This is a genomic window from Allobosea sp., from assembly GCF_030695125.1.
GTDB lineage: Bacteria > Pseudomonadota > Alphaproteobacteria > Rhizobiales > Beijerinckiaceae > Allobosea.
Window position 1 is genome coordinate 160,279 of the sequence record NZ_JAUYTP010000032.1, and the last position, 19,625, is coordinate 179,903.

18 protein-coding genes and 1 tRNA gene are annotated in these 19,625 nt (G+C 68.5%); 10 read left to right on the forward strand and 9 right to left on the reverse strand.

Annotated features, from left to right (window positions below):
* Position 1: 1 nt before the first annotated feature.
* Positions 2-907, reverse strand: a complete 906-nt coding sequence (gene accD / locus Q8S38_RS14395; RefSeq protein WP_305681113.1) for an acetyl-CoA carboxylase, carboxyltransferase subunit beta — start codon at positions 905-907, stop codon at positions 2-4.
* A gap of 50 nt (positions 908-957) precedes the next feature.
* Positions 958-1,818 (reverse strand): tryptophan synthase subunit alpha, encoded by an 861-nt coding sequence (gene trpA, locus Q8S38_RS14400; protein WP_305681114.1) that lies wholly within the window; start codon positions 1,816-1,818, stop codon positions 958-960.
* Positions 1,819-1,901: 83 nt separating this feature from the next.
* Here trpA and hrpB point away from each other — a divergent pair, with 83 nt between their 5' ends.
* From hrpB to Q8S38_RS14415, 3 genes are read left to right on the forward strand one after another with little or no spacing between them, the layout of a single operon-like run.
* Entirely contained in the window at positions 1,902-4,412 is a 2,511-nt protein-coding gene (gene hrpB / locus Q8S38_RS14405) for an ATP-dependent helicase HrpB (RefSeq protein WP_305681115.1), read from the forward strand.
* A 57-nt stretch (positions 4,413-4,469) separates the two neighbouring features.
* Positions 4,470-4,751 carry a ribbon-helix-helix domain-containing protein gene (locus tag Q8S38_RS14410; RefSeq protein WP_305681116.1) on the forward strand — a complete coding sequence of 94 codons (282 nt, stop codon included), beginning with the start codon at positions 4,470-4,472 and terminating at the stop codon, positions 4,749-4,751.
* Positions 4,748-5,065: a type II toxin-antitoxin system RelE/ParE family toxin gene (locus Q8S38_RS14415; RefSeq protein WP_305681117.1), complete on the forward strand. Its 318-nt coding sequence runs from the start codon at positions 4,748-4,750 to the stop codon at positions 5,063-5,065. The genes Q8S38_RS14410 and Q8S38_RS14415 overlap by 4 nt, the downstream gene beginning before the upstream one ends.
* A 7-nt stretch (positions 5,066-5,072) precedes the next feature.
* Here Q8S38_RS14415 and Q8S38_RS14420 read toward each other — a convergent pair whose 3' ends face one another.
* The 3 genes from Q8S38_RS14420 to aroA form a co-directional block, all read right to left on the reverse strand.
* Positions 5,073-5,882, reverse strand: coding sequence for a DUF1194 domain-containing protein (locus Q8S38_RS14420; RefSeq protein WP_305681118.1), 810 nt, complete (start codon positions 5,880-5,882; stop codon positions 5,073-5,075).
* A gap of 75 nt (positions 5,883-5,957) precedes the next feature.
* Positions 5,958-6,611, reverse strand: a complete 654-nt coding sequence (gene cmk / locus Q8S38_RS14425) for a (d)CMP kinase (RefSeq protein WP_305681153.1) — start codon at positions 6,609-6,611, stop codon at positions 5,958-5,960.
* A gap of 17 nt (positions 6,612-6,628) precedes the next feature.
* On the reverse strand, positions 6,629-7,969 hold the full coding sequence (gene aroA / locus Q8S38_RS14430) for a 3-phosphoshikimate 1-carboxyvinyltransferase (RefSeq protein WP_305681119.1): 1,341 nt from the start codon (positions 7,967-7,969) through the stop codon (positions 6,629-6,631).
* Between the two features lie 227 nt (positions 7,970-8,196).
* Here aroA and Q8S38_RS14435 point away from each other — a divergent pair, with 227 nt between their 5' ends.
* Positions 8,197-8,598: a TIGR02300 family protein gene (locus tag Q8S38_RS14435; protein WP_305681120.1), complete on the forward strand. Its 402-nt coding sequence runs from the start codon at positions 8,197-8,199 to the stop codon at positions 8,596-8,598.
* A 191-nt stretch (positions 8,599-8,789) separates the two neighbouring features.
* Positions 8,790-8,865: transfer RNA gene (locus Q8S38_RS14440), tRNA-Ala, on the forward strand.
* A 314-nt stretch (positions 8,866-9,179) separates the two neighbouring features.
* Here Q8S38_RS14440 and Q8S38_RS14445 read toward each other — a convergent pair.
* Positions 9,180-9,968, reverse strand: a complete 789-nt coding sequence (locus tag Q8S38_RS14445) for a class II glutamine amidotransferase (RefSeq protein WP_305681121.1) — start codon at positions 9,966-9,968, stop codon at positions 9,180-9,182.
* A 163-nt stretch (positions 9,969-10,131) separates the two neighbouring features.
* Here Q8S38_RS14445 and Q8S38_RS14450 point away from each other — a divergent pair, with 163 nt between their 5' ends.
* On the forward strand, positions 10,132-11,553 hold the full coding sequence (locus Q8S38_RS14450) for a sodium:proton antiporter (protein ID WP_305681122.1): 1,422 nt from the start codon (positions 10,132-10,134) through the stop codon (positions 11,551-11,553).
* Positions 11,554-11,645: 92 nt separating this feature from the next.
* On the opposite strand, the gene Q8S38_RS14455 is transcribed toward Q8S38_RS14450, so the two are convergent.
* The gene (locus Q8S38_RS14455; protein ID WP_305681123.1) at positions 11,646-12,947 is read right to left on the reverse strand and encodes a polyhydroxyalkanoate depolymerase; all 1,302 of its coding nucleotides are present in this window, start codon (positions 12,945-12,947) and stop codon (positions 11,646-11,648) included.
* Positions 12,948-13,146: 199 nt separating this feature from the next.
* Here Q8S38_RS14455 and Q8S38_RS14460 point away from each other — a divergent pair, with 199 nt between their 5' ends.
* Positions 13,147-14,502, forward strand: a complete 1,356-nt coding sequence (locus tag Q8S38_RS14460; RefSeq protein WP_305681124.1) for an ActS/PrrB/RegB family redox-sensitive histidine kinase — start codon at positions 13,147-13,149, stop codon at positions 14,500-14,502.
* Between the two features lie 76 nt (positions 14,503-14,578).
* Positions 14,579-15,145 (forward strand): ActR/PrrA/RegA family redox response regulator transcription factor, encoded by a 567-nt coding sequence (locus Q8S38_RS14465; RefSeq protein WP_305681125.1) that lies wholly within the window; start codon positions 14,579-14,581, stop codon positions 15,143-15,145.
* A 16-nt stretch (positions 15,146-15,161) separates the two neighbouring features.
* On the opposite strand, the gene mmcB is transcribed toward Q8S38_RS14465, so the two are convergent.
* Positions 15,162-15,629: a DNA repair putative endonuclease MmcB gene (gene mmcB / locus Q8S38_RS14470; RefSeq protein ID WP_305681126.1), complete on the reverse strand. Its 468-nt coding sequence runs from the start codon at positions 15,627-15,629 to the stop codon at positions 15,162-15,164.
* A 157-nt stretch (positions 15,630-15,786) separates the two neighbouring features.
* On the opposite strand from mmcB, the gene Q8S38_RS14475 reads away from it, so the two are divergent.
* Both Q8S38_RS14475 and Q8S38_RS14480 read left to right on the forward strand, forming a co-directional pair.
* Positions 15,787-16,770, forward strand: coding sequence for an MraY family glycosyltransferase (locus tag Q8S38_RS14475; RefSeq protein WP_305681154.1), 984 nt, complete (start codon positions 15,787-15,789; stop codon positions 16,768-16,770).
* Entirely contained in the window at positions 16,767-17,696 is a 930-nt protein-coding gene (locus Q8S38_RS14480; RefSeq protein WP_305681127.1) for an NAD-dependent epimerase/dehydratase family protein, read from the forward strand. The genes Q8S38_RS14475 and Q8S38_RS14480 overlap by 4 nt, the downstream gene beginning before the upstream one ends.
* Here Q8S38_RS14480 and Q8S38_RS14485 read toward each other — a convergent pair.
* The gene (locus Q8S38_RS14485) at positions 17,620-19,584 is read right to left on the reverse strand and encodes a nucleoside-diphosphate sugar epimerase/dehydratase (protein ID WP_305681128.1); all 1,965 of its coding nucleotides are present in this window, start codon (positions 19,582-19,584) and stop codon (positions 17,620-17,622) included. The genes Q8S38_RS14480 and Q8S38_RS14485 overlap by 77 nt on opposite strands.
* Positions 19,585-19,625 lie beyond the last annotated feature (41 nt).

Sequence of the window (19,625 nt, forward strand, 5' to 3'; positions counted from 1 at the left end):
CTCAAACGGCTTCAGCGACCGGTGCGGCGGGCACCGCGGGCTTGGCGTCCTCACCCGCCGCCGGCTGCTTTGTCAGCAGGCGGCCGAGGCGGGCGAGCGTTTCCGGCAGATCGTGGCGGTGGACGACCATGTCGACCATGCCGTGATCCTTGAGATATTCGGCGCGCTGGAAACCTTCGGGCAGCTTCTCGCGGATCGTCTGCTCGATGACGCGCGGCCCGGCGAAGCCGATCAGCGCGCCGGGCTCGGCGATGTGGATGTCGCCGAGCATGGCGTAGGAGGCGGTCACGCCGCCCGTGGTCGGGTTGGTCAGCACGACGATATAGGGCAGGCCGGCCTTGCGGAGCATGCGGATGGCGACCGTGGTGCGCGGCAGCTGCATCAGGGACAGGATGCCCTCCTGCATGCGCGCCCCGCCCGAGGCGGCGAAGACGACATAGGGCGTCTTCTTCTCGATCGCAGTCAGCGCGCCCTTGATGAAGGCTTCACCGGCGGCCATGCCGAGCGAGCCGCCCATGAAGTGGAAATCCTGCACCGCGATGGTCAGGGCGAAACCCTTCACCCGGCCATAGCCGACCTTGAAGGCATCCGCCGCGCCGGTCTTGGCGCGGGCGTCCTTCAGCCGGTCGATATAGCGCTTCTCGTCGCGGAACTTCAGCGGATCGGTCGCGACCTCGGGCAGCGGCACGTCGAGCCACTTGCCCTCGTCGAAGGTCAGCTTCAGCCGGTCCTGCGCGGTGACGCGCAGATGGTGGTCGGAGCCCGGGATGACGAAGCCATTGGCCTCGACATCCTTATGGAAGACCATCTGCCCGGAATCGGGGCATTTGATCCAGAGATTCTCCGGGCTCTCGCGCTTGAACAGCGTCTTGATGCGCGGCCGGACGACTTCGGAAATCCAGTTCATGGATCGATTCCTGACGGTTCTGGCACGGAAGGCGGGCGGGGCCGGAGGCCTCAGGCCGCCGCCTTCGCGGCCGAGCGGATGCCCGCGGCCAATTCTGAAACCAGCGAGGTGACAGCCGAAACGGTCTTTTCCGTGGCCTTGCCCTCGGTGTCCAGCGAGAGCCGCACGCGCTCGACCAAGGCCGAGCCGACGACGACGCCGTCGGCGCCACCAGCGATGGCCTCCGCATCCTTGGCCGTCTTGACGCCGAAGCCAACGGCGACCGGCAAGTCGGTATGCCGCTTGATCCGGGCGACCGCATCGCCGACGGCGTCGTAATTGACGATCGCGCCGCCGGTGACGCCGTTCATCGAGACATAGTAGACGAAGCCGGAGGTGTTCTGCAGCACCTTGGGCAGGCGCTTGTCGTCGGTCGTCGGCGTCGCCAGGCGAATGAAGCTGATGCCGGCCGCCAGCGCCGGCAGGCAGAGCTCGACATCCTCTTCCGGAGGCAGATCGACGACGATGAGGCCGTCGACGCCCGCAGCGCGTGCATCCTCCAGGAAACGATCGACGCCATAGGCATAGATCGGGTTATAATAGCCCATCAGCACGATCGGCGTGTCGTGCCCGGCGCCCCGGAATTCCGCGACCATCGCCAGCGTCTTCTTCAGCGTCTGGCCGGCCTTCAGTGCACGCTGCCCGGCGAGCTGGACGGGGATGCCGTCGGCCATCGGGTCGGTGAAGGGCACGCCGAGCTCGATGATGTCGGCGCCGGCCGCGGGCAGGGCGGTCAGGATCGCGGCCGAGGTGGCGAGGTCGGGATCACCGGCTGTGACGAAGGTCACGAGCGCGGCGCGGCCCTCGCTGGCGCAGGCCTGGAAACGGGCCTGGATGCGAGCCTGGCCGGTGGCTGTCTGGATGTCGGTCATGGCCTGAGCGGTTAGCATGACGCGCGCGGGCTGGCGAGAGGGTAGCGCTTGCGCGCGGTGGCGGGCTGCGTCACATCCGGGTCATGCGCGCCTTCGACACGCCTCTCCCGATCGACGCCGTCCTCGGCGATCTCGCGGCAGCCCTGCGCACGCAGCCCAACGCCGTGCTCGTCGCGCCGCCCGGCGCCGGCAAGACCACGCGCGTGCCGCTGGCCTTGCTCGAAGAGCCCTGGGCGAAAGGCGGCAAGCTGATCATGCTGGAGCCGCGCCGGCTGGCGGCCCGCGGCGCGGCCTCCCGCATGGCGCAGACATTGGGCGAGCGTGTCGGCGACACCGTCGGCCTGCGGGTCCGGCTGGGGTCGAAGATCGGCCCGAAGACCCGCGTCGAGGTCGTTACCGAGGGCGTTTTCGCCCGCATGATCCTCGACGATCCGGCGCTCGATGGCGTTGCTGCCGTGCTCTTCGACGAGTTCCACGAACGCTCGCTCGATGCCGATTTCGGGCTGGCGCTCGCGCTCGACGCACAAGCGGGCCTGCGTGAGGATCTGCGCATCCTGGTGATGTCGGCGACACTGGACGGCGCGCGCGTCGCCAGATTGCTTGGTGAGGCGCCGGTGATCGAGAGCCAGGGCCGCGCCTTCCCGGTCGAGACGCGCTATCTCGGCCGCGAGCCGCTGAAGCGCATCGAGGATCAGGTGGCGGACGCCGTCCTGCTGGCGCTCGCCGAACAGCCGGGTTCTCAATTGGTCTTCCTGCCCGGCCAGGGCGAGATCAGGCGGGTCGAGGAACGGCTGCGTGAGCGCATCCGCGATAAGGCTGTCGAGATCGCGCCGCTCTATGGCGCACTCGACCAGGCCGAACAGGACCGTGCCGTGCTGCCCGCGCCGCCCGGCCGCCGCAAAGTCGTGCTCGCAACCGCCATCGCCGAGACCTCGCTGACGATCGAGGGGGTCAGGGTGGTGATCGATTCCGGCCTCGCCCGCGTACCGGTCTACGAGCCCGATCTCGGCGTGACTCGGCTCGAGACCCGTCGTGCCAGCCGCGCGGCCAGCGACCAGCGCCGCGGCCGCGCCGGCCGCACCGAGCCGGGCATCTGCTATCGGCTCTGGGAGGAAGCGGGTAACGGCGCGCTGGAGGCCTTCGCCCGCCCCGAAATCCTCTCGGCCGACCTCGCCCCGCTGCTGCTCGATTGTGCCGCCTGGGGCGTGGCGGACCCCACCAGCCTCTCCTTCCTCGATCCGCCCCCAGTGCCGGCCCTGAAGGAGGCGCGCAGCCTTCTGAGCAGCATTGGCGCGCTCGATGGCGATGGCCGGATCACGCCGGAAGGCCGCACCCTCCAGACCCTGCCGCTGCCGCCGCGCCTCGCGCGCATGGTCGTGGTGGCGGCGCGCTTCGGGCAGGCCGGAGCGGCTGCCCTGCTGGCGGCGCTTCTGGTGGAGCGCGGTCTGGGCGGCGATGCGATCGACCTGTCGGAACGGCTCGACCGGCTGGAGCGAGAGAGAGGCGGCCGCGCCGCGGATATGCGCCGCCTGGCCGAGGGCTGGGCGCGCGCCGCCGAACGGGCTGCGGGCCCGTCCAGTCCCCGCGAAGCCCTCTCAGTGGGGCTCCTCCTCGCCTTCGCCTATCCCGAACGCGTCGCCAGGGCGCGCAGCGCGGGTTCGGGGCAGTATCTCCTCGCCAATGGCCGCGGCGCGACGCTGGAGGCGGCCCAGCGTCTCGCCCGCGAAACCCATCTCGTGATCGCGGAGATGACCGGCGCGGCCCAGCAGGCGCGCATCCTCTCGGCCGCGTCCTTCACGGAGCCCGACATCGCCTGGCTCGTCGCCGAAGGACTGTCGCCCTTCGCGATCGAAGACCGCAGCGAGACGAGCTTTGACCGAACCGCCCGCGCGCTCCGCGTGCGGGCGGTGAGGCGCTATGGCGCCCTCAGCCTCGCCGAGCGGCCGCTCCCGGCCGAGCCGACGCTGGCGAATGCGACCGTCCTCGCGGAAGGGATAGCCGCGCTCGGCATCGGCCTGCTGCCCTGGACGAAGGCGCAGCGGCAGTTGCGCGAGCGCGTCGGATTTCTGCGACGGGCCGCGGCGGAGGCTGGCGCGACCGATGCCTGGCCCGATCTCTCGGATGAGGGGTTGGCCTCCGATGCCGCCCTCTGGCTCGTGCCGCATCTCGTCGGGCGGGCTTCGCTTGCGGCGATCGAGCCCGGCGATCTCGACGGGGCGCTGGCGGAGCTGCTGCCCTGGGAGTTGAAGCGAAGGCTCGAGGCCGAGGCACCGACCCATTTCACCGCGCCGACCGGCTCCAGCCTCGCCGTCGACTACGGCGCGGAGGCCGGCCCGACGATCTCGGTGCGGGTGCAGGAGCTCTTCGGGTTGGCAAAGCACCCGGCGCTGGCCGGCGGGCGGGTGCCGCTGGTGCTGGAACTGCTCTCGCCCGGCCACAAGCCGGTGCAGATCACCCGCGACCTGCCGGGCTTCTGGCGCGGTTCCTGGGCAGCGGTGAAATCCGAGATGAAGGGCCGCTACCCGCGCCATCCCTGGCCCGACGACCCCGCCGCCGCCCCGCCCACGACGCGGGCCAAGCCGCGCGGGACGTGAAGCGTGGCTGGATGCGACGGCCGGCCGCTGCTATCCTCGCACCGAGGAGAAAACCAAATGGGCCTGACCTCGCTGACCATCACCCTTCCAGACGATATGGCGCGGGCGCTGAAGGACAGGGTCGCGTCCGGAGAGTATGCTTCGGAGAGCGAGGCGATCTGTGATGGCCTGCGGCAACTCGATATTTTCGACCTCGACGACAGCACACTGCTCGCCGCGGTTAAGCCCGCCTATGACGCCTATCTCGCAGATCCGGACCGTGCCATCCCAGCCGAAGAGGTCTTCGACGGAATGGCGGTGCGCTATCGCGCCCGTAAGCAGCACCAGTCCAGCAAATGAGACGATTCGACCTCGTCTTCCTGCCGGAAGCGAGGGACGATCTCGATTCACTCTATGCCTGGATCGCGGACCAGAGTGGCGAGCGTGTCGCCGACAATTTTATCGGGCGCCTGCGGTCATTTTGCTTCAATCTGACCTTCGCGCCTGAACGCGGGCGACGGCGCGATGAGCTTTTGCCGGGCTTGCGCCTGATCGGCTATCGCCGACGCGCCACGATCGCCTTCACCATTCGGGCGGACACGGTCGTGATCCTTCGCATCGCCTATCGAGGGCGCGATGTCGACGCGTTGTTTGCGCCGACCGCACGGCCCTGACCTTGTCTCAATTCCCCATCCGGTCGCGCCATTGCCGCTCGCCGGCCAGGCAGGTGGCGTTGCTGCCGGTGGACTGAGCCTTCTGGACCAGACCGAGCCCTTCGGGCGCAACCTCCGCGATCTCGCGGATCAGCTTTGTGCGCGTCGCATCGACGAACTGGCTGCGTTCGCGGATCGGGATGACGAAGGCTCCCGGCCCCGTAACGACGCAGTCCTTGTAATAGCGATCGAGATTGTCGAGGTCGAAATAGCTCGCCTGCTTCAGCATGACCGGCAGGCCATTGATGGAGATGCCCTTGGCGGCGGCTTCGTCGCGGGCGACGGTCACGGGGCGCCCGTCATTGTTGGCGCCGTCTCCGGAGATGTCGATCACCTTGCGCAGCGGCACCACATTCGCCTGCTCGATCAGCTGGACCCCGAGGTCGATCGCGGCCGAGATCGAGGTGCGCCGCCCCCGCCGGGTCTGCGCCTCCCCCAGTTCCTCCGCGAAGGCGATGGCCGAGGCGGGCGTATCGATGATCGTCCAGGATTTGACGACATGCTGGAAGTGTCCGCCCGCCCATTCGAAATAGGTCACGGCGATCTTGCCGATCGCCCCCTTGGCGATGGCGTCGTGCAGCGGCTTGGAGCGGAAGGCCTCGATATAGCCGTTGCGCTGCAGAGCGAGTTCGTCGAGATCCATCGAGAAGGAGACGTCGACCGCCAGCACCAGCGCGACATCGACCTCTTCGGGCGGGCCGGCCGCCGACTGGGCATGGGCCGCGGCCGGGAAAACCGCCGCAGCCAGACTCAAGAGACCGCACAGCCAACGCCGCATCGCCACCTCCGTCATCCCATCGTGACGAAACTCTGCGCCTGCTTTTGATTCCCTCCAAGCCTTAATGCCGGGCAGTCACCGCTCCGTGAAAGGCTGCTCCGGCCCGGCGGCCCGCCGCCTCTCGACGATCGCGATGGCCGCCGCCAGCGCCTCGTCGATGGTCAGGGCGGAGGTGTCGAGGATCACCGCATCCTCGGCGGCTCTGAGCGGCGCGTCGCTGCGGCCTGAATCGCGCGCGTCGCGGCGGCGGATGTCGGCGAGGATGCCGTCGAAAGGCGCGGGCTCGCCGCGCCCGGCCAGTTCCTTCTGCCGCCGTGCGGCGCGGACCTCGGGCGTGGCGGTGACGAAGAGCTTCGCCTGGGAGAGGGGGCAGATCACCGTGCCGATGTCGCGTCCGTCCAGGACCGCGCCGCCCGGCTGCGCGGCAAACCGCCGCTGACGTTCGATCAGCCCGCTGCGGACGGCCGGCATGGCGGCGACCACGGAGGCCGCCTCGCCGATCTCGCGGCCGCGCAGGGCCTCCTCGGTGAAGGCGCTGCCGTCGAAGCGCGAGACGATGTCTTCGGCCGCCCCTGCATCGCGGATGTCGTGTCCGCCGTCGAGCATGGCCCGTGCGACCATGCGGTAGAGCAGGCCGGTGTCGAGATAGGGCAGGCCGTAATGCGCCGAAAGCCGGCGCGCCAGCGTGCCCTTGCCCGAGGCGGCCGGGCCATCGACCGCGATGACCAGCCCTGCAGCCGGTTGCGTCATCCGATCTCGCCCCCGAGCCCGTTCATCAGCGCGATGAAACTCGGGAAGCTCGTCGCGATCATCGCGCCGTCATCGACCTGCATCGGCTTGTCCGTCGCCAGCCCCATCACGAGGAAGCTCATCGCGATGCGGTGGTCGAGATGGGTGGCGACGGTGCCGCCGCCCGCGACCGCACCGCCCGAGCCCTCGACGACAAGATCGTCGCCCTCGATCGCGCAGGTCACGCCCGCCGCCTTCAGCCCGGCCTCGACGGCCGCCAGCCGGTCGGATTCCTTGACGCGCAGCTCCTGCAGGCCACGCATCCGGGTCGTCCCGGTCGCGAAGGAGGCGGCCACCGCCAGCACCGGATACTCGTCGATCATCGACGGCGCGCGCTCGGGCGGTACGGTCACGCCCTTCAGGCTCGACGCGCGCACGCGCAGCGTTGCCACCGCCTCTCCGCCCTCATTGGCCTCGCTCTCGATGGTGATGTCGGCGCCCATCTCGCGCAGTGTGGTCAACAGCCCGCTGCGCAGCGGGTTGGTCATCACGCTCTCGATCAGGATGTCGGAGCCCGGCACGATCAGGGCGGCGACCAGCGGGAAGGCGGCCGAGGACGGATCGGCCGGCACGACGATTGGCGCCGCCTGCAGTTCGGGCTGGCCCTTCAGCACGATGCGACGGCCATGTGCGCCATCGGGCGTCACGATCACCTCCGCGCCGAAATGGGTCAGCATCTTCTCGGTGTGGTCGCGCGTTGCTTCCGTCTCGATCACCGTGGTCTCGCCCGGCGCGGCGAGGCCGGCAAGAAGCACGGCCGACTTGATCTGCGCCGAGGCGACCGGCGTGCGGTAGGTGATCGGCAGCGCCTCCTGCGGCCCGCGCAGGGTCAGGGGTACGCGGCCCTCCTCTTCCTGCGAGACGATGACCGTCCCCATCAGCTCCAGCGGGTCGAGGATGCGGCGCATCGGCCGCTTGCGCAGCGAGGCGTCGCCATCGAAGGTCGTGGTGATCGGATGCGCCCCGCAGACGCCCATCATCAGGCGCGAGCCCGTGCCGGCATTGCCGAAATCCAGCGTCCCGGCGGGCTCGCGCAACCCGCCGACGCCGACGCCGCGGACCCGCCAGGAGCCCGGCCCGTCATGATGGACGGTCGCGCCGAGCGCGCGGGCGGCCTCGGCCGTGCGCATCACGTCCTCGCCCTCGAGCAGGCCCGTCACCTTCGTCTCGCCGATCGCCAGCAGGCCGAAGATCATCGCCCGGTGCGAGATCGACTTGTCGCCGGGCACGCGGACGCGACCGGCGAGCGGGCCAGAGCGGCGCGCGGTGACGGGGACGGGGGGGTGCGCGTGGGACACGATGCTTCTGCCGGCTGGTCGATCGGGAAAGCGGTGCCCTAGCATGCCGGCCCGCCATGCGTCACGCTCGGGTTGCGGTCGCGGGAAGCAAGACGAGTCCGGCTGAATCGGGCGTTGTCGGACACGGTGAAGCCCTCCGGCCCGAAATCAGCATTTGACAGGGCCGGCTGCCCCGACTAACGGACGCGCCTGCTTTTCAGAACATGAATGATTGAAGGTCCGACGCAGTGGCGAAACCGGAACTTGGAACGAAACGCGTTTGCCCGACCACGGGCCGCAAATTCTACGACCTGAACAAGGACCCGATCGTCTCGCCTTACACGGGACAATCCTATCCGCGTTCGGTGTTCGAGCCGCAGGCCAAGGCGGCCGCTGCCGCAGTCGCCGCCAAGTCCGACGAGGACGAGGATGAGGTCGAGGCCGCCGACAGCGCCGTCGAGCTCGTCTCGCTCGACGAGGCCGATGCCGAGGCGACCGAGAAGGACGCCGTCGTCACCAGCGAGGACGACATCGAGGTCGAAGACGATGTCGCGCCCGATGATGACACCTTCCTGGAAGAGGACGAGGAAGGCGACGACGATGTCGCCGACCTGATCGATGGCGACATCGAGGGCGACGAGGACGTCTGAACGTCTCCCGCCGGAGCGGCGAAAAAGAATGACGATCAGGCGACATTCGGCGCTTGAGTCTTCCTCCGCTCCCGCCTATAGAGCGCTTCGCCGCTGACGCGGCGCTCGGTTGCCCGGTCTTCCCACCGAACAGGTGAGTGGCCCGGACAGCGGAACGACCCGGCTGACCCCCATGTCAGCCGGCTGAGAGTGGGGCCATAGCTCAGTTGGGAGAGCGCTTGAATGGCATTCAAGAGGTCGGCGGTTCGATTCCGCCTGGCTCCACCATCTCCCTTCTAGAACATCGACAGTTGAAGAGCCCGTAGCGGGCCAGGGCCGGGCGAAGACGCCAGGCGTCTTGCTTGCGCGGCCCGCACGACGAAGCCGCTTCATCCATCACAATCTTCGCTGCCGGGGTGGTCATTCGCCGCCCCGACGGCCTTTGGGAGGTGTGGTGTCGGGGCGGCGAGGTTCGAGCCGCAAGGCGCGGCCCCTCATCAGTCGCTCCCCATCGCCGTTCGGTTCATCGGCCGCCGCGACAACCGCCTGCACGGCTGATCGCGCCACCGATCAACCCGTCTCGCGGTCATGCCTCCTCGCGGTCACGCCGCCTCGGCGAGCCCGACCGCGAAGGGCGACAGCGTCACCGTCCCCGCCCGCACGGTGACCAGCGTGCTGCAGGGCAGGGCCTGCCAGCAGTCGCGGGCCGCATCCACCGGTTCAGAGGCGACCACGACGCTGTCGCCGCGCTGGCAGACATAGAGGCTCGGCGGCGTGGCGTCCGACGACCAGCGCACGGCATGGATCGTCTCGCCATCGGACAGCGCGGCGGCGCAGCGCAGTGGCTCGCTGGTTCCGACCTGCCGCATCAGCGACAGCGCGTCGCCAAGCGCTGCGGCCAGTGCGGCGCCCGGCGCCATGCCGCTTTCGATCCGCGCCAGCACGAGCAGGAACAGCGCCTCCGAATCGGTCGTGCCGACCCGTGCCGAATAATAGGAATCGGGGATCAGACTCTCCAGCCGGCGCCGAAGCAGGCCATAGCCGCCGATCTGGCCGTTATGCATGAAGAGATGGCGGCCATGGGCGAAGGGGTGGCAGTTCGCCCGTGTCGTCGCCGTGCCGGTCGCGGCCCTGACATGGGCGAAGAACAGCGGCGAGCGCACCTGCCGCGCGATCGAGAGCAGGTTCTCGTCGGACCAGGCGGGACGAACCTCGCGATACTGGCCGGGCTCCGGCCGGTCGCCATACCAGCCGACGCCGAATCCGTCGCCATTCGTGCCGGTCTTGGTCTCGGCGGCGTGGAGCGATTGGTGGATCAGAGAATGGCACGGCGCCGCCACCAGATCCTCGAGGAAGACCGGAACGCCGGAATAGGCGAGGAAACGGCACATGGCGCTGTCCGACTCAAGGCGCGGCCCATCACCGCCAGAGAAGATTATTCTCTTGAAAAGAACACCCGCACAATGGCGAAAAAGCGGCTCGGCACATCAGGTTGCGAGGCGCATGGCCTTCGTATACCCGTCGCGGACAAAGGCGCGCAAAGCGGGGCGGGGAATGGCTGTTTCGATTATGGCGCGGGCCACCGCGCTGGTTCTGTCGTGCCTGTTATCGGGGCCGGCGCTGGCCGCCACCGACATCGGCGGCGCCTCGATGGGCGTGCTCTGGGCGCTGCCCTTCGCCGGCATGCTGCTCTCGATTGCGCTCGGCCCGATCCTGTTCCCGCATTTCTGGGAGCTGAACTACGGCAAGTTCGCGGCGTTCTGGGCCATTCTGGTGCTGGTGCCGCTCTTGCTCTTCCGCGGTTTCGAGCCGGCGCTGGCGGCGCTCGCGCATACGGCGCTGCTCGAATACATCCCCTTCATCATCCTGCTGTTTGCGCTGTTCACGATCGCCGGCGGCATCCTGATCATGGGCAACCTGCACGGCACGCCGACGACGAACACGGCCCTGCTGGCGATCGGCACGCTGATGGCGAGCTTCGTCGGCACCACCGGCGCCTCGATCATCATGATTCGGCCCGTGCTGCGCGCCAATGACAGCCGGCGCTACAACGTCCATGTCGTGGTGTTCTTCATCTTCCTGGTCTCCAACATCGGCGGTTCGCTGACGCCGCTGGGCGACCCGCCGCTGTTCCTCGGCTTCCTGCGCGGGGTCAGCTTCTTCTGGACCACGACGCATCTGTTTCCCGAGACGCTGCTGGCGGTCGCGATCCTGCTGGCGCTGTTCTTCGGGCTCGACCACTGGTTCTACAAGAAAGAGGAGGGCATGCCCTCGCTGAGGGACCCGACGCCGGACCGCGACATCAAGCTCTACGGCAAGGTCAACTTCATCCTGCTCGGCGGCGTCATCGCGGCGATCCTGATGTCGGCGAGCTGGAAGCCCGGCATCGTCTTCGACATCGCCGGCTCGAAGGTCGAGCTGCAGAACATCGCCCGCGATCTCATCCTCCTGGCGCTGGCCTGGGCGTCGCTCAAGCTGACGCCCAAGCCCGTGCGGGCCGGCAACGAGTTCACCTGGGGGCCGATCCTCGAGGTCGCCAAGCTGTTCGCCGGCATCTTCATCTGCATCATTCCCGTGCTGGCGATGCTTCAGGCCGGCCGCAACGGCGCCTTCTCGGGTCTCGTCGCGCTGGTGAGCAACCCCGACGGCAGCAACAACACGGTCGCTTATTTCTGGCTGACCGGCATCCTGTCGTCGTTCCTGGACAACGCGCCGACCTATCTCGTCTTCTTCGAGCTGGCCGGTGGGGATCCGCAGGTGCTGATGACGACGGGCGCGCTGACGCTGGCGGCGATCTCGGCCGGCGCCGTGTTCATGGGCGCCAACACCTATATCGGCAATGCGCCGAACTTCATGGTCTATGCCATCGCCAAGGACCGGAAGGTCAAGATGCCGAGCTTCTTCGGCTACATGGCCTGGTCGGGCGCGATCCTGATCCCGCTGTTCCTGTTGCAGACGCTGATCTTCTTCCGCTGAGCCAAACGCAAAACGCCCGCCATCCCGGTCGATCCGGGATGGCGGGCGTTGCGTCGTCCTGCAGAAGCAGAGGCCTCGGCGGGGGGCGAGCCTCAGCTCGCGACCTTCAGCGCCTTGCGCGCTTCGGTGGCGCCGGCATCGCGGCGGCTCTTTGCGGCTTCCATGTCGAGCGTGAGCATGAAGTCGGCGATCCGCGGCGCGATCTCGGAGCGGAACCGCGAGCCGTTGAAGACGCCGTAATGCCCGACGCCCAGCTGCAGATAATGCACGCGCTTGTCGTCGGGGATATTGGCGCACAGATCATGGGCGGCCTGGGTCTGGCCGACGCCGGAGATGTCGTCCTTCTCCCCCTCGACCGTCATCAGCGCGACGCGCCGGATCGCGCTGCAATCGACGGGCTTGTCGCGGTGCATCATCGTGCCCTTCGGCAGCGCGTGCTCGATGAAGACGGTCTCGACGGTCTGCAGATAGAATTCCGCGGTCAGATCCATCACCGCCAGATACTCGTCGTAGAAGTCGCGATGCTTTTCGGCCGAGTCGCCATCGCCGCGGACGAGATATTTGAACATGTCGTGATGCGCGGTGACATGGCGATCGAGATTCATCGCCATGAAGCCCGATAGCTGCAGGAAGCCCGGATAGACCCGGCGGAACGACCCCGGATGCGGGAACGGCACGGTGGTGATGCAGCGCTGGCGGAACCAGTCGATGCCGCGTTCCACCGCCATGTTGTTGACCTCGGTCGGCGAGCGGCGGGTGTCGATCGGCCCCCCCATCAGCGTCATTGACCGTGGTGCGTTGGGATCGTTGTCGGCCTCCATCCGGGCGATGGCGGCGAGCACGGGCACGGCAGGCTGGCAGACCGCCATGACATGCGTCTCCGGGCCCAGCATCTGCAGCATCGCGATGACATAGTCGATGTAATCGTCGAGATCGAAGCCGCCCGCGGTGATCGGCACAAGACGGGCATCGGTCCAGTCGGTGATGTAGACCTCGTGGCCGGGCAGAAACGCCTCGACCGTCCCCCGCAGCAGCGTGGCGTAGTGTCCCGACATCGGCGCCACCAGCAGCACCTTGGGTTGCGGCTTGCGCCGGCCCTCGATGCGGCGATCGAAATAGACCATCCGGCAGAACGGCCGCTCCCAGACGACGCGCTCCTCGACCGCGGTCTTCACGCCGTTGATCGTCGTTTCGGACAGCCCGAAGGCCGGCTTGCCGTAGCGACGCGTCGTGCGTTCGAACAGCTCGCAGGAAGCCGCGATGCTGCGGCCCACCGGGGTATAGGTCAGCGGGTTGGCGGGGTTCTTGAACGCCAGATGCATCGCATCCGAGAAGCCCCTGGCGGGGCTGAGCATCATGTGAACCGCTTCATAGGCATGGTAGGCATATGACATGGTGGCCCCGTCGATGCGGTTACTCGGGTCGTCTGGCGGCATATCACGCAATGGTGCGGCGCAACACCAACGCACCCTATGCCTAAATTGTTCTCATTCAATCCCGCAAAAGACTAAGATTCATCCCCACGCTGATTTGTCCCCTGTGCGCCGGAGCGCCCTGCATGATGCCGAACACGTCCAGGACGGATCGTCCCGCATGAGCTTTCCCGAGCTTTCGATGCCGGCTTTCGGCCGGGCGAACCGGCATCTGCGGCTCGATACGCTGGTGCGCCTGCGCTGGCTGGCCATTGCCGGCCAGAGCCTGACGGTCGCCGGCGTGCATTTCGGGCTCGGCTTCACCTTGCCCTTCGGCTGGTGCTTCACCGCGATCGCGGTCTCGTCCTGGCTCAACATCGCGCTGCGCATCCGCTTCCCGCTCAGCCATCGGCTGCGGCCTGGGCCGGCGACCGCGTTGCTCGCCTTCGACATCGTGCAGCTGTCGGTGCTCCTGTTTCTCACGGGCGGATTGCAGAACCCGTTCTCGATCCTGCTGCTGGCGCCGGTGATGATCTCGGCGACGGCGCTGCCGCCGCAGCGCACGCTGCTGCTGGGCTGCCTCGCCATCGCGCTGGCGACGCTCGTGGGCCTGACGCATCTGCCCCTGCCGTGGAACGGCCCGGACCGGCCGGTTCTGCCGCTCTCCTATCAGCTGGGGAACTGGGCGGCGCTCGTGCTCGGCCTCGGCTTCACCGGCAGCTATGCCTGGCGCGTCGCCAAGGAGGCGCGCGACCTCTCCGACGCGCTCGCCGCCACCGAGCTCGTCCTGGCGCGTGAGCAGCATCTGTCGCAACTCGACGGGCTCGCGGCCGCTGCCGCCCATGAACTCGGTACGCCGCTCGCGACGATCGCGCTCGTCGCACGAGAGTTGTCGCGGCTGGCTCCGGCCGAGGGGGAGATGGCCGACGACATCGCGCTGCTGCGCGAGCAGGTCGAGCGCTGCCGCGGCATCCTCGGCAAGCTCGCCTCGTTGCAGGACGACGATGGCAGCCCGCTCGACCAGCTCGGCTTGCGTCTTCTGATCGAGGAGGCGGCGGGGCCGCAGCGCCCGTTCGGCGTGCCCTTCGAGATCGTCATGACCGGCGAAAAGCCCGAACCGGTCTGCCGTCGCAATCCCGGTATGATCTACGGCCTCGGCAATATCGTAGACAACGCAGTTGATTTCGCCAGCTCCACCGTCACGATCACGGCCGAATGGAACCAGCTCCATGTCACGCTCACCATCGCCGATGACGGCCCGGGCTTTCCGCCCGATGTGCTGCTGCGTGCGGGCGACCCCTATCTCACGCATGGGACGACCGAAAACCGGGCCGGTGGCGGGCTCGGCCTGGGGCTGTTCATCGCCAAGACCCTGCTGGAGCGGGGAGGCGCAGTGATGGAATTCTCGAACCTGCCGGCGCCGGCGAGCGGCGCCTGCGTCCGGATGCGCTGGCTGCGCGACGTGTTCGAAGCCGATCTCCTGCTGCCGGGCTCTCAAAACACGCAACAGTCGATCCCACATGGGGTTGGCAGATGAACACCGACCGACGACACGTCGCGGCTCGAGCCGCGTTCAAGGTTCTCGCGGGACGTCCCGGCGAGAGGAGGATGTGATGCAGGAGATTCTGGCCGAAGTTGCCCCCGTCGCCGTGGCGACGGACATGTCGCTGCTGCTGGTCGACGATGACCGGCCCTTTCTGACCCGTCTGGCTCGCGCCATGGAGAGCCGCGGCTATTCCGTGCGGATGGCCGACACCGTCAGCGCCGGCCTCGCCGCGGTCGATCAGGAGGCTCCGGCCTTCGCCGTGATCGATCTTCGCCTCGGCGACGGCAATGGGCTCGACGTCATCGCGCGGCTCAAGGAACGGCGTCCCGATGCGCGCGGCGTCGTGCTGACCGGTTATGGCAACATCGCAACCGCCGTCAGCGCGGTGAAGCTCGGCGCGTTCGATTTTCTCGCCAAGCCCGCCGACGCCGACGAGATCCATGCCGCCCTCGCCGCCGCGCGGGACTCCCGGCCGCTGCCGCCGGAAAATCCGATGTCGGCGGACCGGGTGCGCTGGGAGCACATCCAGCGTGTCTACGAACTCTGCAACCGCAATGTTTCGGAGACGGCACGGCGTCTGGGGATGCACCGGCGCACCCTCCAGCGCATCCTGGCCAAGCGCGCGCCGCGTTAGCGGCGGACGGCGACGCTCAATCGCGCGGCGCCGGGTCCTCGATCAGCGCCAGCCTCGCGGCCGCCAGCCGGCCGAAGGCAATGGTGAGCGCCTTGCGCCGGGCCGGCGCCAGCGGATGCCGCGGCGCCTCGCGGATCAGCGCGCCGCCATAGGCGTCCGCAATGATCAGCCCGACATCGCCGGGCAGGATTTCGTGCGGGAAATCCGGCCCGACGGCGAACAGGAAGGCGTCGCAATAGTCGCGATAATCGGGCCACTTGCCGTCGATGCGGTAATCGGCCAGGCCGGATTTGACCTCGACCACGAGCAGTTCGCCCGCAGGCGACAACGCGACGATATCGCCGCGGCGGCCATTGCCGAAGGTCATTTCCTTGACGATCGCATAGCCGCGCTCGCGCAGGTGCCGCGCCGCGCCACGGCAGACGGCGCGGGTGATGTCGGGTCGCGCGGATGCGGGTTCGAGCAGGGAATCGGCGAGAGGCATCCTTCATGTTCCCTCTTTGTGCCGGACAATTCAAGGCGGTCCCGGCGCAGAACATCCGAAAACGGGCTCCCGCTTTCCGGCGCCATGCTCTAGGAAGTCGCGATGCCGCCACGGTGATCCCCAGAGCTTGGAACGTCTCGCCCCCCTTTTCGTCCTGATGGCGGCCGCCGCGTCTTCGGCGCTGCTCTGCGTGCTGCTGCGGCCGCTGCTCGCCCGCTACGCGCTGGCGCGTCCCAATGCCCGCTCCAGCCATCGCGTGCCGACGCCGCAAGGCGGCGGCATCGCCGTACTCGGCGGCGGCTTCCTGGCGTTGTGGCTGGCTGTCTGGCTGCTGGCGCCGATGGCTGGGATGGCGGAGCTGGTTTTCGTCGGGGTGGCGGCTGCGGCGCTGGCGTTGGTCGGTGCCTGGGACGACATCAGGCCGCTGCCGGCGGGTTTGCGGCTGGGCCTGCAGGCGCTTTGTGTCGCGGTCGTGCTCGTCTATGCGGCGCCCGAAATCCGGTTGTTTCCCCAGATGCCGTTGGCGGCGGAGCGCTGCCTGGCGCTTCTCGCGGGCCTCTGGTTCGTCAACCTGACCAACTTCATGGACGGGCTAGACTGGATCACGGTCGCGGGCTTCGTGCCATTGGCGGGCGCGCTGGCGCTGGCGGCGGGCCTGGGGTTGATCGACCTGCCGACCGGGCTGCTGGCGGCTGCGCTCTGCGGCGGGTTGCTCGGCTTCGCGCCCTTCAACAAGCCCGTGGCGCGGCTGTTCCTGGGCGATGTCGGTTCGCTGCCGATCGGCCTCGTCAGCGCCTATCTGCTCTACCGGTTGGCGGGAACGGGCGCGCTGGCTGCGGCGCTGATCCTGCCGCTCTACCACGTCATGGACGCCACGCTGACCTTGTTGCGCCGGCTGGCGCGCCGCGAACGCGTCTGGGAGGCGCATCGCTCGCATTTCTACCAGCAGGCGACGACGAACGGCTACAGCGTCGCGAGCATCGTCAGGCAGGTCGCGCTGCTCAACCTGGGGCTCATCCTGCTGGCGGCGCTCAGCATCCTGTGGCCGGCGGCCTGGATCCAGTTCGCATGCCTCGCGGCCGCGATCCTTCCAACCGCATGGCTGCTGCGTCGCTTCGCCCGCCCGGCCTCCGCGCCATGAGCGGCGAGCGCGTCCTCGTCACCGGCGCCGGTGGCTTCGTCGGACCCCATGTCGTCGCGGCGCTGCTGGCGGCGGGCTATCGCGTCCGCGTGACGCAGAGGGCGGGGTCATCGCCTCCAGACGGCACCGAGGCCGTGGCGACCGGCGATCTCGCCGGGCCGATCGACTGGACGCAGGCGCTGCAGGGCGTCGCGCATGTCGTCCATCTCGCCGGCCTCGCCCATGCGGGTCCCGGCCTCGATGCGGCGCTCTATCGGCAGATCAACACGCAAGCCACGCTCGACCTGGCGCAGGCGGCCTACCGGGCCGGCGTTTCGCGCTTCGTCTTCATCTCGTCGATCAAGGCGCAGACCGGGGCCTTCGATGGTCCGCCTTTGCGCGAGGACGACCCGCCGGTCCCCGACGACCCCTATGGCCGCTCGAAGCTCGCCGCCGAGCAGGGCCTCGCCAAGCTCGATCTCGATTGGGTCGCGCTGCGCCCCGTGCTGGTCTATGGGCCCGGCGTGAAGGCGAACATGGCGGCGTTGCTGAAGCTGGCGCGCGGGCCGCTGCCGCTTCCGCTCGGCGCCTTGACGGCGCCGCGCTCGCTGCTGGCGGTCGAGAATCTGGCCGACGCCATCCTCTTCGCGCTGACGCCGAAATGCCCGATGCGCCGCGCCTTCTTCGTCGCCGATCCGGAGCCGATCGGGATCGCCGCCATTCTGACGGCGCTGCGGGCCGGGGTGGGGCGCCGGCCCTGGCTGGTCGCGCTGCCGATCGGGTTGTTGCGGCTGGCGGCGCGTCTGGCGGGCCGCGAGGAGGCTTTCGTCAAGCTGAGCGGCAGCCTCGTCGCCCGGCCCGAGGGGCTGCTCAGGGCCGGCTGGCGGCCGCCTGTCGAGACGAGGGCGGCGCTGCAGCGCCTGGCGGCGTCGACTGGCGCAGGCTGAAATCGGGGATCGCCTCGTCGAGCACGGAATCGGCGGCGATGCGATCATCGGCCTTGAGCGCCACCTCCAGCCGCGCCAGCCAGGCCTGCAGCCGGGCCCGGTTGGCGAAGACGGGCTTGGCCGCCATGACGCCGTCGAGTCCGGTCTCGGCCATCGGCTCGTCGCGGGCGAACAGGATCTCGTTCAGCCGCTCGCCCGGCCGCACGCCGGTGACCGCGATCTCGATATCCTCGCCCGGCTCGAACCCCGCCAGACGGATCATGCGCTCGGCCAGATCCATGATTTTGACCGGCTGGCCCATCTTGAGGACGTAGACGGCGGCGCGTTCGGCCTCCGGCCCGTCCGAACGCGCATGCGAGGCGGCGGTCAGGACGAGGTCGCAGGCCTCGCGGATCGTCATGAAGTAGCGGATCATGTCGGGGCTGGTCACCGTCAGCGGCCCGCCGCGCGCGATCTGCGCCTTGAACTTTGGCACCACGGATCCGACCGAGCCCAGCACATTGCCGAAGCGCACGGCAACGAGCCGCATGCCCGCGGCCGCCGCGACGAACTCCGCATCGCGCGACTGGGCATACATCTCGGCGAAACGCTTGGTCGCGCCCAGCATCGAGACGGGCTCGATCGCCTTGTCGGTCGAGATCAGGACGAAGGTCTTGGCATTGGCCGCGATCGCCGCGTCGGTGACGTTGACCGAGCCGAAGATGTTGGTCTTGACGCCCTCGCTCCAGTCCGCCTCGAGATAGGGCACGTGCTTCAGCGCGGCGGCGTGGATCACGATGTCGGGCTTGAAGGCGGTGAAGAGCGGCGTGATCCGGTCGCGGTCGCGGACATCCGCCAGCGCGCCGGAGACGAGCGTCTCATGCGCCTGGGCGATCAGCTGCTCTGTCACCTGAAAGAGCGCGGGCTCCGAGCTCTCGACGATCAGGAGCTCGGCCGCACCGAACGCGGCGCAGCGCAGGCAGATCTCCGAGCCGATTGAGCCGCCGCCGCCGGTGACGATGACGCGTTTGCCCTTCAGAAAGGCGCCGAGGCGTTCGCGGTCGATCCGCACCGTCGAGCGAACGAGGAGGTCTTCGATTTCGAGCGGCGCCAGCTCGGCGTCGCGCACGCCTTCGCCCAGCGTGTCGATGCGGGAGATCGGCAAGGCGAGCTTGCGCGTCCGCGCCAGCCATTTCTCCGGCTCCGCCTCGGGCAGGAGCGCGCTCGGCGTCGCCACGATGCGGCGAAAACCCTCGCCGCGCTCGGCGGCGTCGCCCGCGATGCGCTCGATCTCCGAAAGCAGTCCGAGCACGGGAACCCCGCGGATCGTCTGGCCGAGATCGTCGACCCGCGGCGACAGGATGCCGGCCGGTCGCAGCTTGCGCATGGTGCCGGCTTCCATGGCGCGGATCACCATCTCGACCTCGAACCCACGCCCCAGCAGCAGGGCGGGCAGCGACGCTTCGCGCGCCGCGTTGCGCCGGCTGCGGGAGAATTTGAAGTAGCGATAGGCCAGACGCGAGCCGCCCAGCAGCGAAACCTGGACCAGCCAGTAGAGGCCGATGCTGATCTTGCCGAAATAGAATGCACCGTAGAAATCCGGCGAGACGAGGACATAGTCGACGACGACCAGGGTCAGCGTCAGGATGCTCGTCGCCTTGACGATGTTCGACAGGTCCGGCAGCGACGCAAAGCGCCATTTCGAGCGGTAGAGCGAGAAGAACCAGTAGACCAGCCCGGAGAAGGGCACGAAGAACAGCAGGAAGCGCGGCAGATAGCGCAGATGCTCGCCGAGTTGGTCGCCCTCGAAACGGACGATGAAGACGAGCCAGATCGCCAGCGCCGTCGCCACGAGATCGTGGAGAATGACGGCGAGCTTCTTGAGGCTGTGCTTGGAACGTTGGGCCATGACAGGCGGGGTATCCTGCTCGCCGGGCGGCTTGTCAACGC

Coding starts and splice junctions, on each gene's coding strand:
- accD (WP_305681113.1), bottom strand. CDS start 907: ATGAACTGGATTTCCGAAGTCGTCCGGCCGCGCATCAAGACGCTGTTC.
- trpA (WP_305681114.1), bottom strand. CDS start 1,818: ATGACCGACATCCAGACAGCCACCGGCCAGGCTCGCATCCAGGCCCGT.
- hrpB (WP_305681115.1), top strand. CDS start 1,902: ATGCGCGCCTTCGACACGCCTCTCCCGATCGACGCCGTCCTCGGCGAT.
- Q8S38_RS14410 (WP_305681116.1), top strand. CDS start 4,470: ATGGGCCTGACCTCGCTGACCATCACCCTTCCAGACGATATGGCGCGG.
- Q8S38_RS14415 (WP_305681117.1), top strand. CDS start 4,748: ATGAGACGATTCGACCTCGTCTTCCTGCCGGAAGCGAGGGACGATCTC.
- Q8S38_RS14420 (WP_305681118.1), bottom strand. CDS start 5,882: ATGCGGCGTTGGCTGTGCGGTCTCTTGAGTCTGGCTGCGGCGGTTTTC.
- Q8S38_RS14445 (WP_305681121.1), bottom strand. CDS start 9,968: ATGTGCCGTTTCCTCGCCTATTCCGGCGTTCCGGTCTTCCTCGAGGAT.
- Q8S38_RS14450 (WP_305681122.1), top strand. CDS start 10,132: ATGGCTGTTTCGATTATGGCGCGGGCCACCGCGCTGGTTCTGTCGTGC.
- Q8S38_RS14455 (WP_305681123.1), bottom strand. CDS start 12,947: ATGTCATATGCCTACCATGCCTATGAAGCGGTTCACATGATGCTCAGC.
- Q8S38_RS14460 (WP_305681124.1), top strand. CDS start 13,147: ATGAGCTTTCCCGAGCTTTCGATGCCGGCTTTCGGCCGGGCGAACCGG.
- Q8S38_RS14465 (WP_305681125.1), top strand. CDS start 14,579: ATGCAGGAGATTCTGGCCGAAGTTGCCCCCGTCGCCGTGGCGACGGAC.
- mmcB (WP_305681126.1), bottom strand. CDS start 15,629: ATGCCTCTCGCCGATTCCCTGCTCGAACCCGCATCCGCGCGACCCGAC.
- Q8S38_RS14475 (WP_305681154.1), top strand. CDS start 15,787: ATGGCGGCCGCCGCGTCTTCGGCGCTGCTCTGCGTGCTGCTGCGGCCG.
- Q8S38_RS14480 (WP_305681127.1), top strand. CDS start 16,767: ATGAGCGGCGAGCGCGTCCTCGTCACCGGCGCCGGTGGCTTCGTCGGA.
- Q8S38_RS14485 (WP_305681128.1), bottom strand. CDS start 19,584: ATGGCCCAACGTTCCAAGCACAGCCTCAAGAAGCTCGCCGTCATTCTC.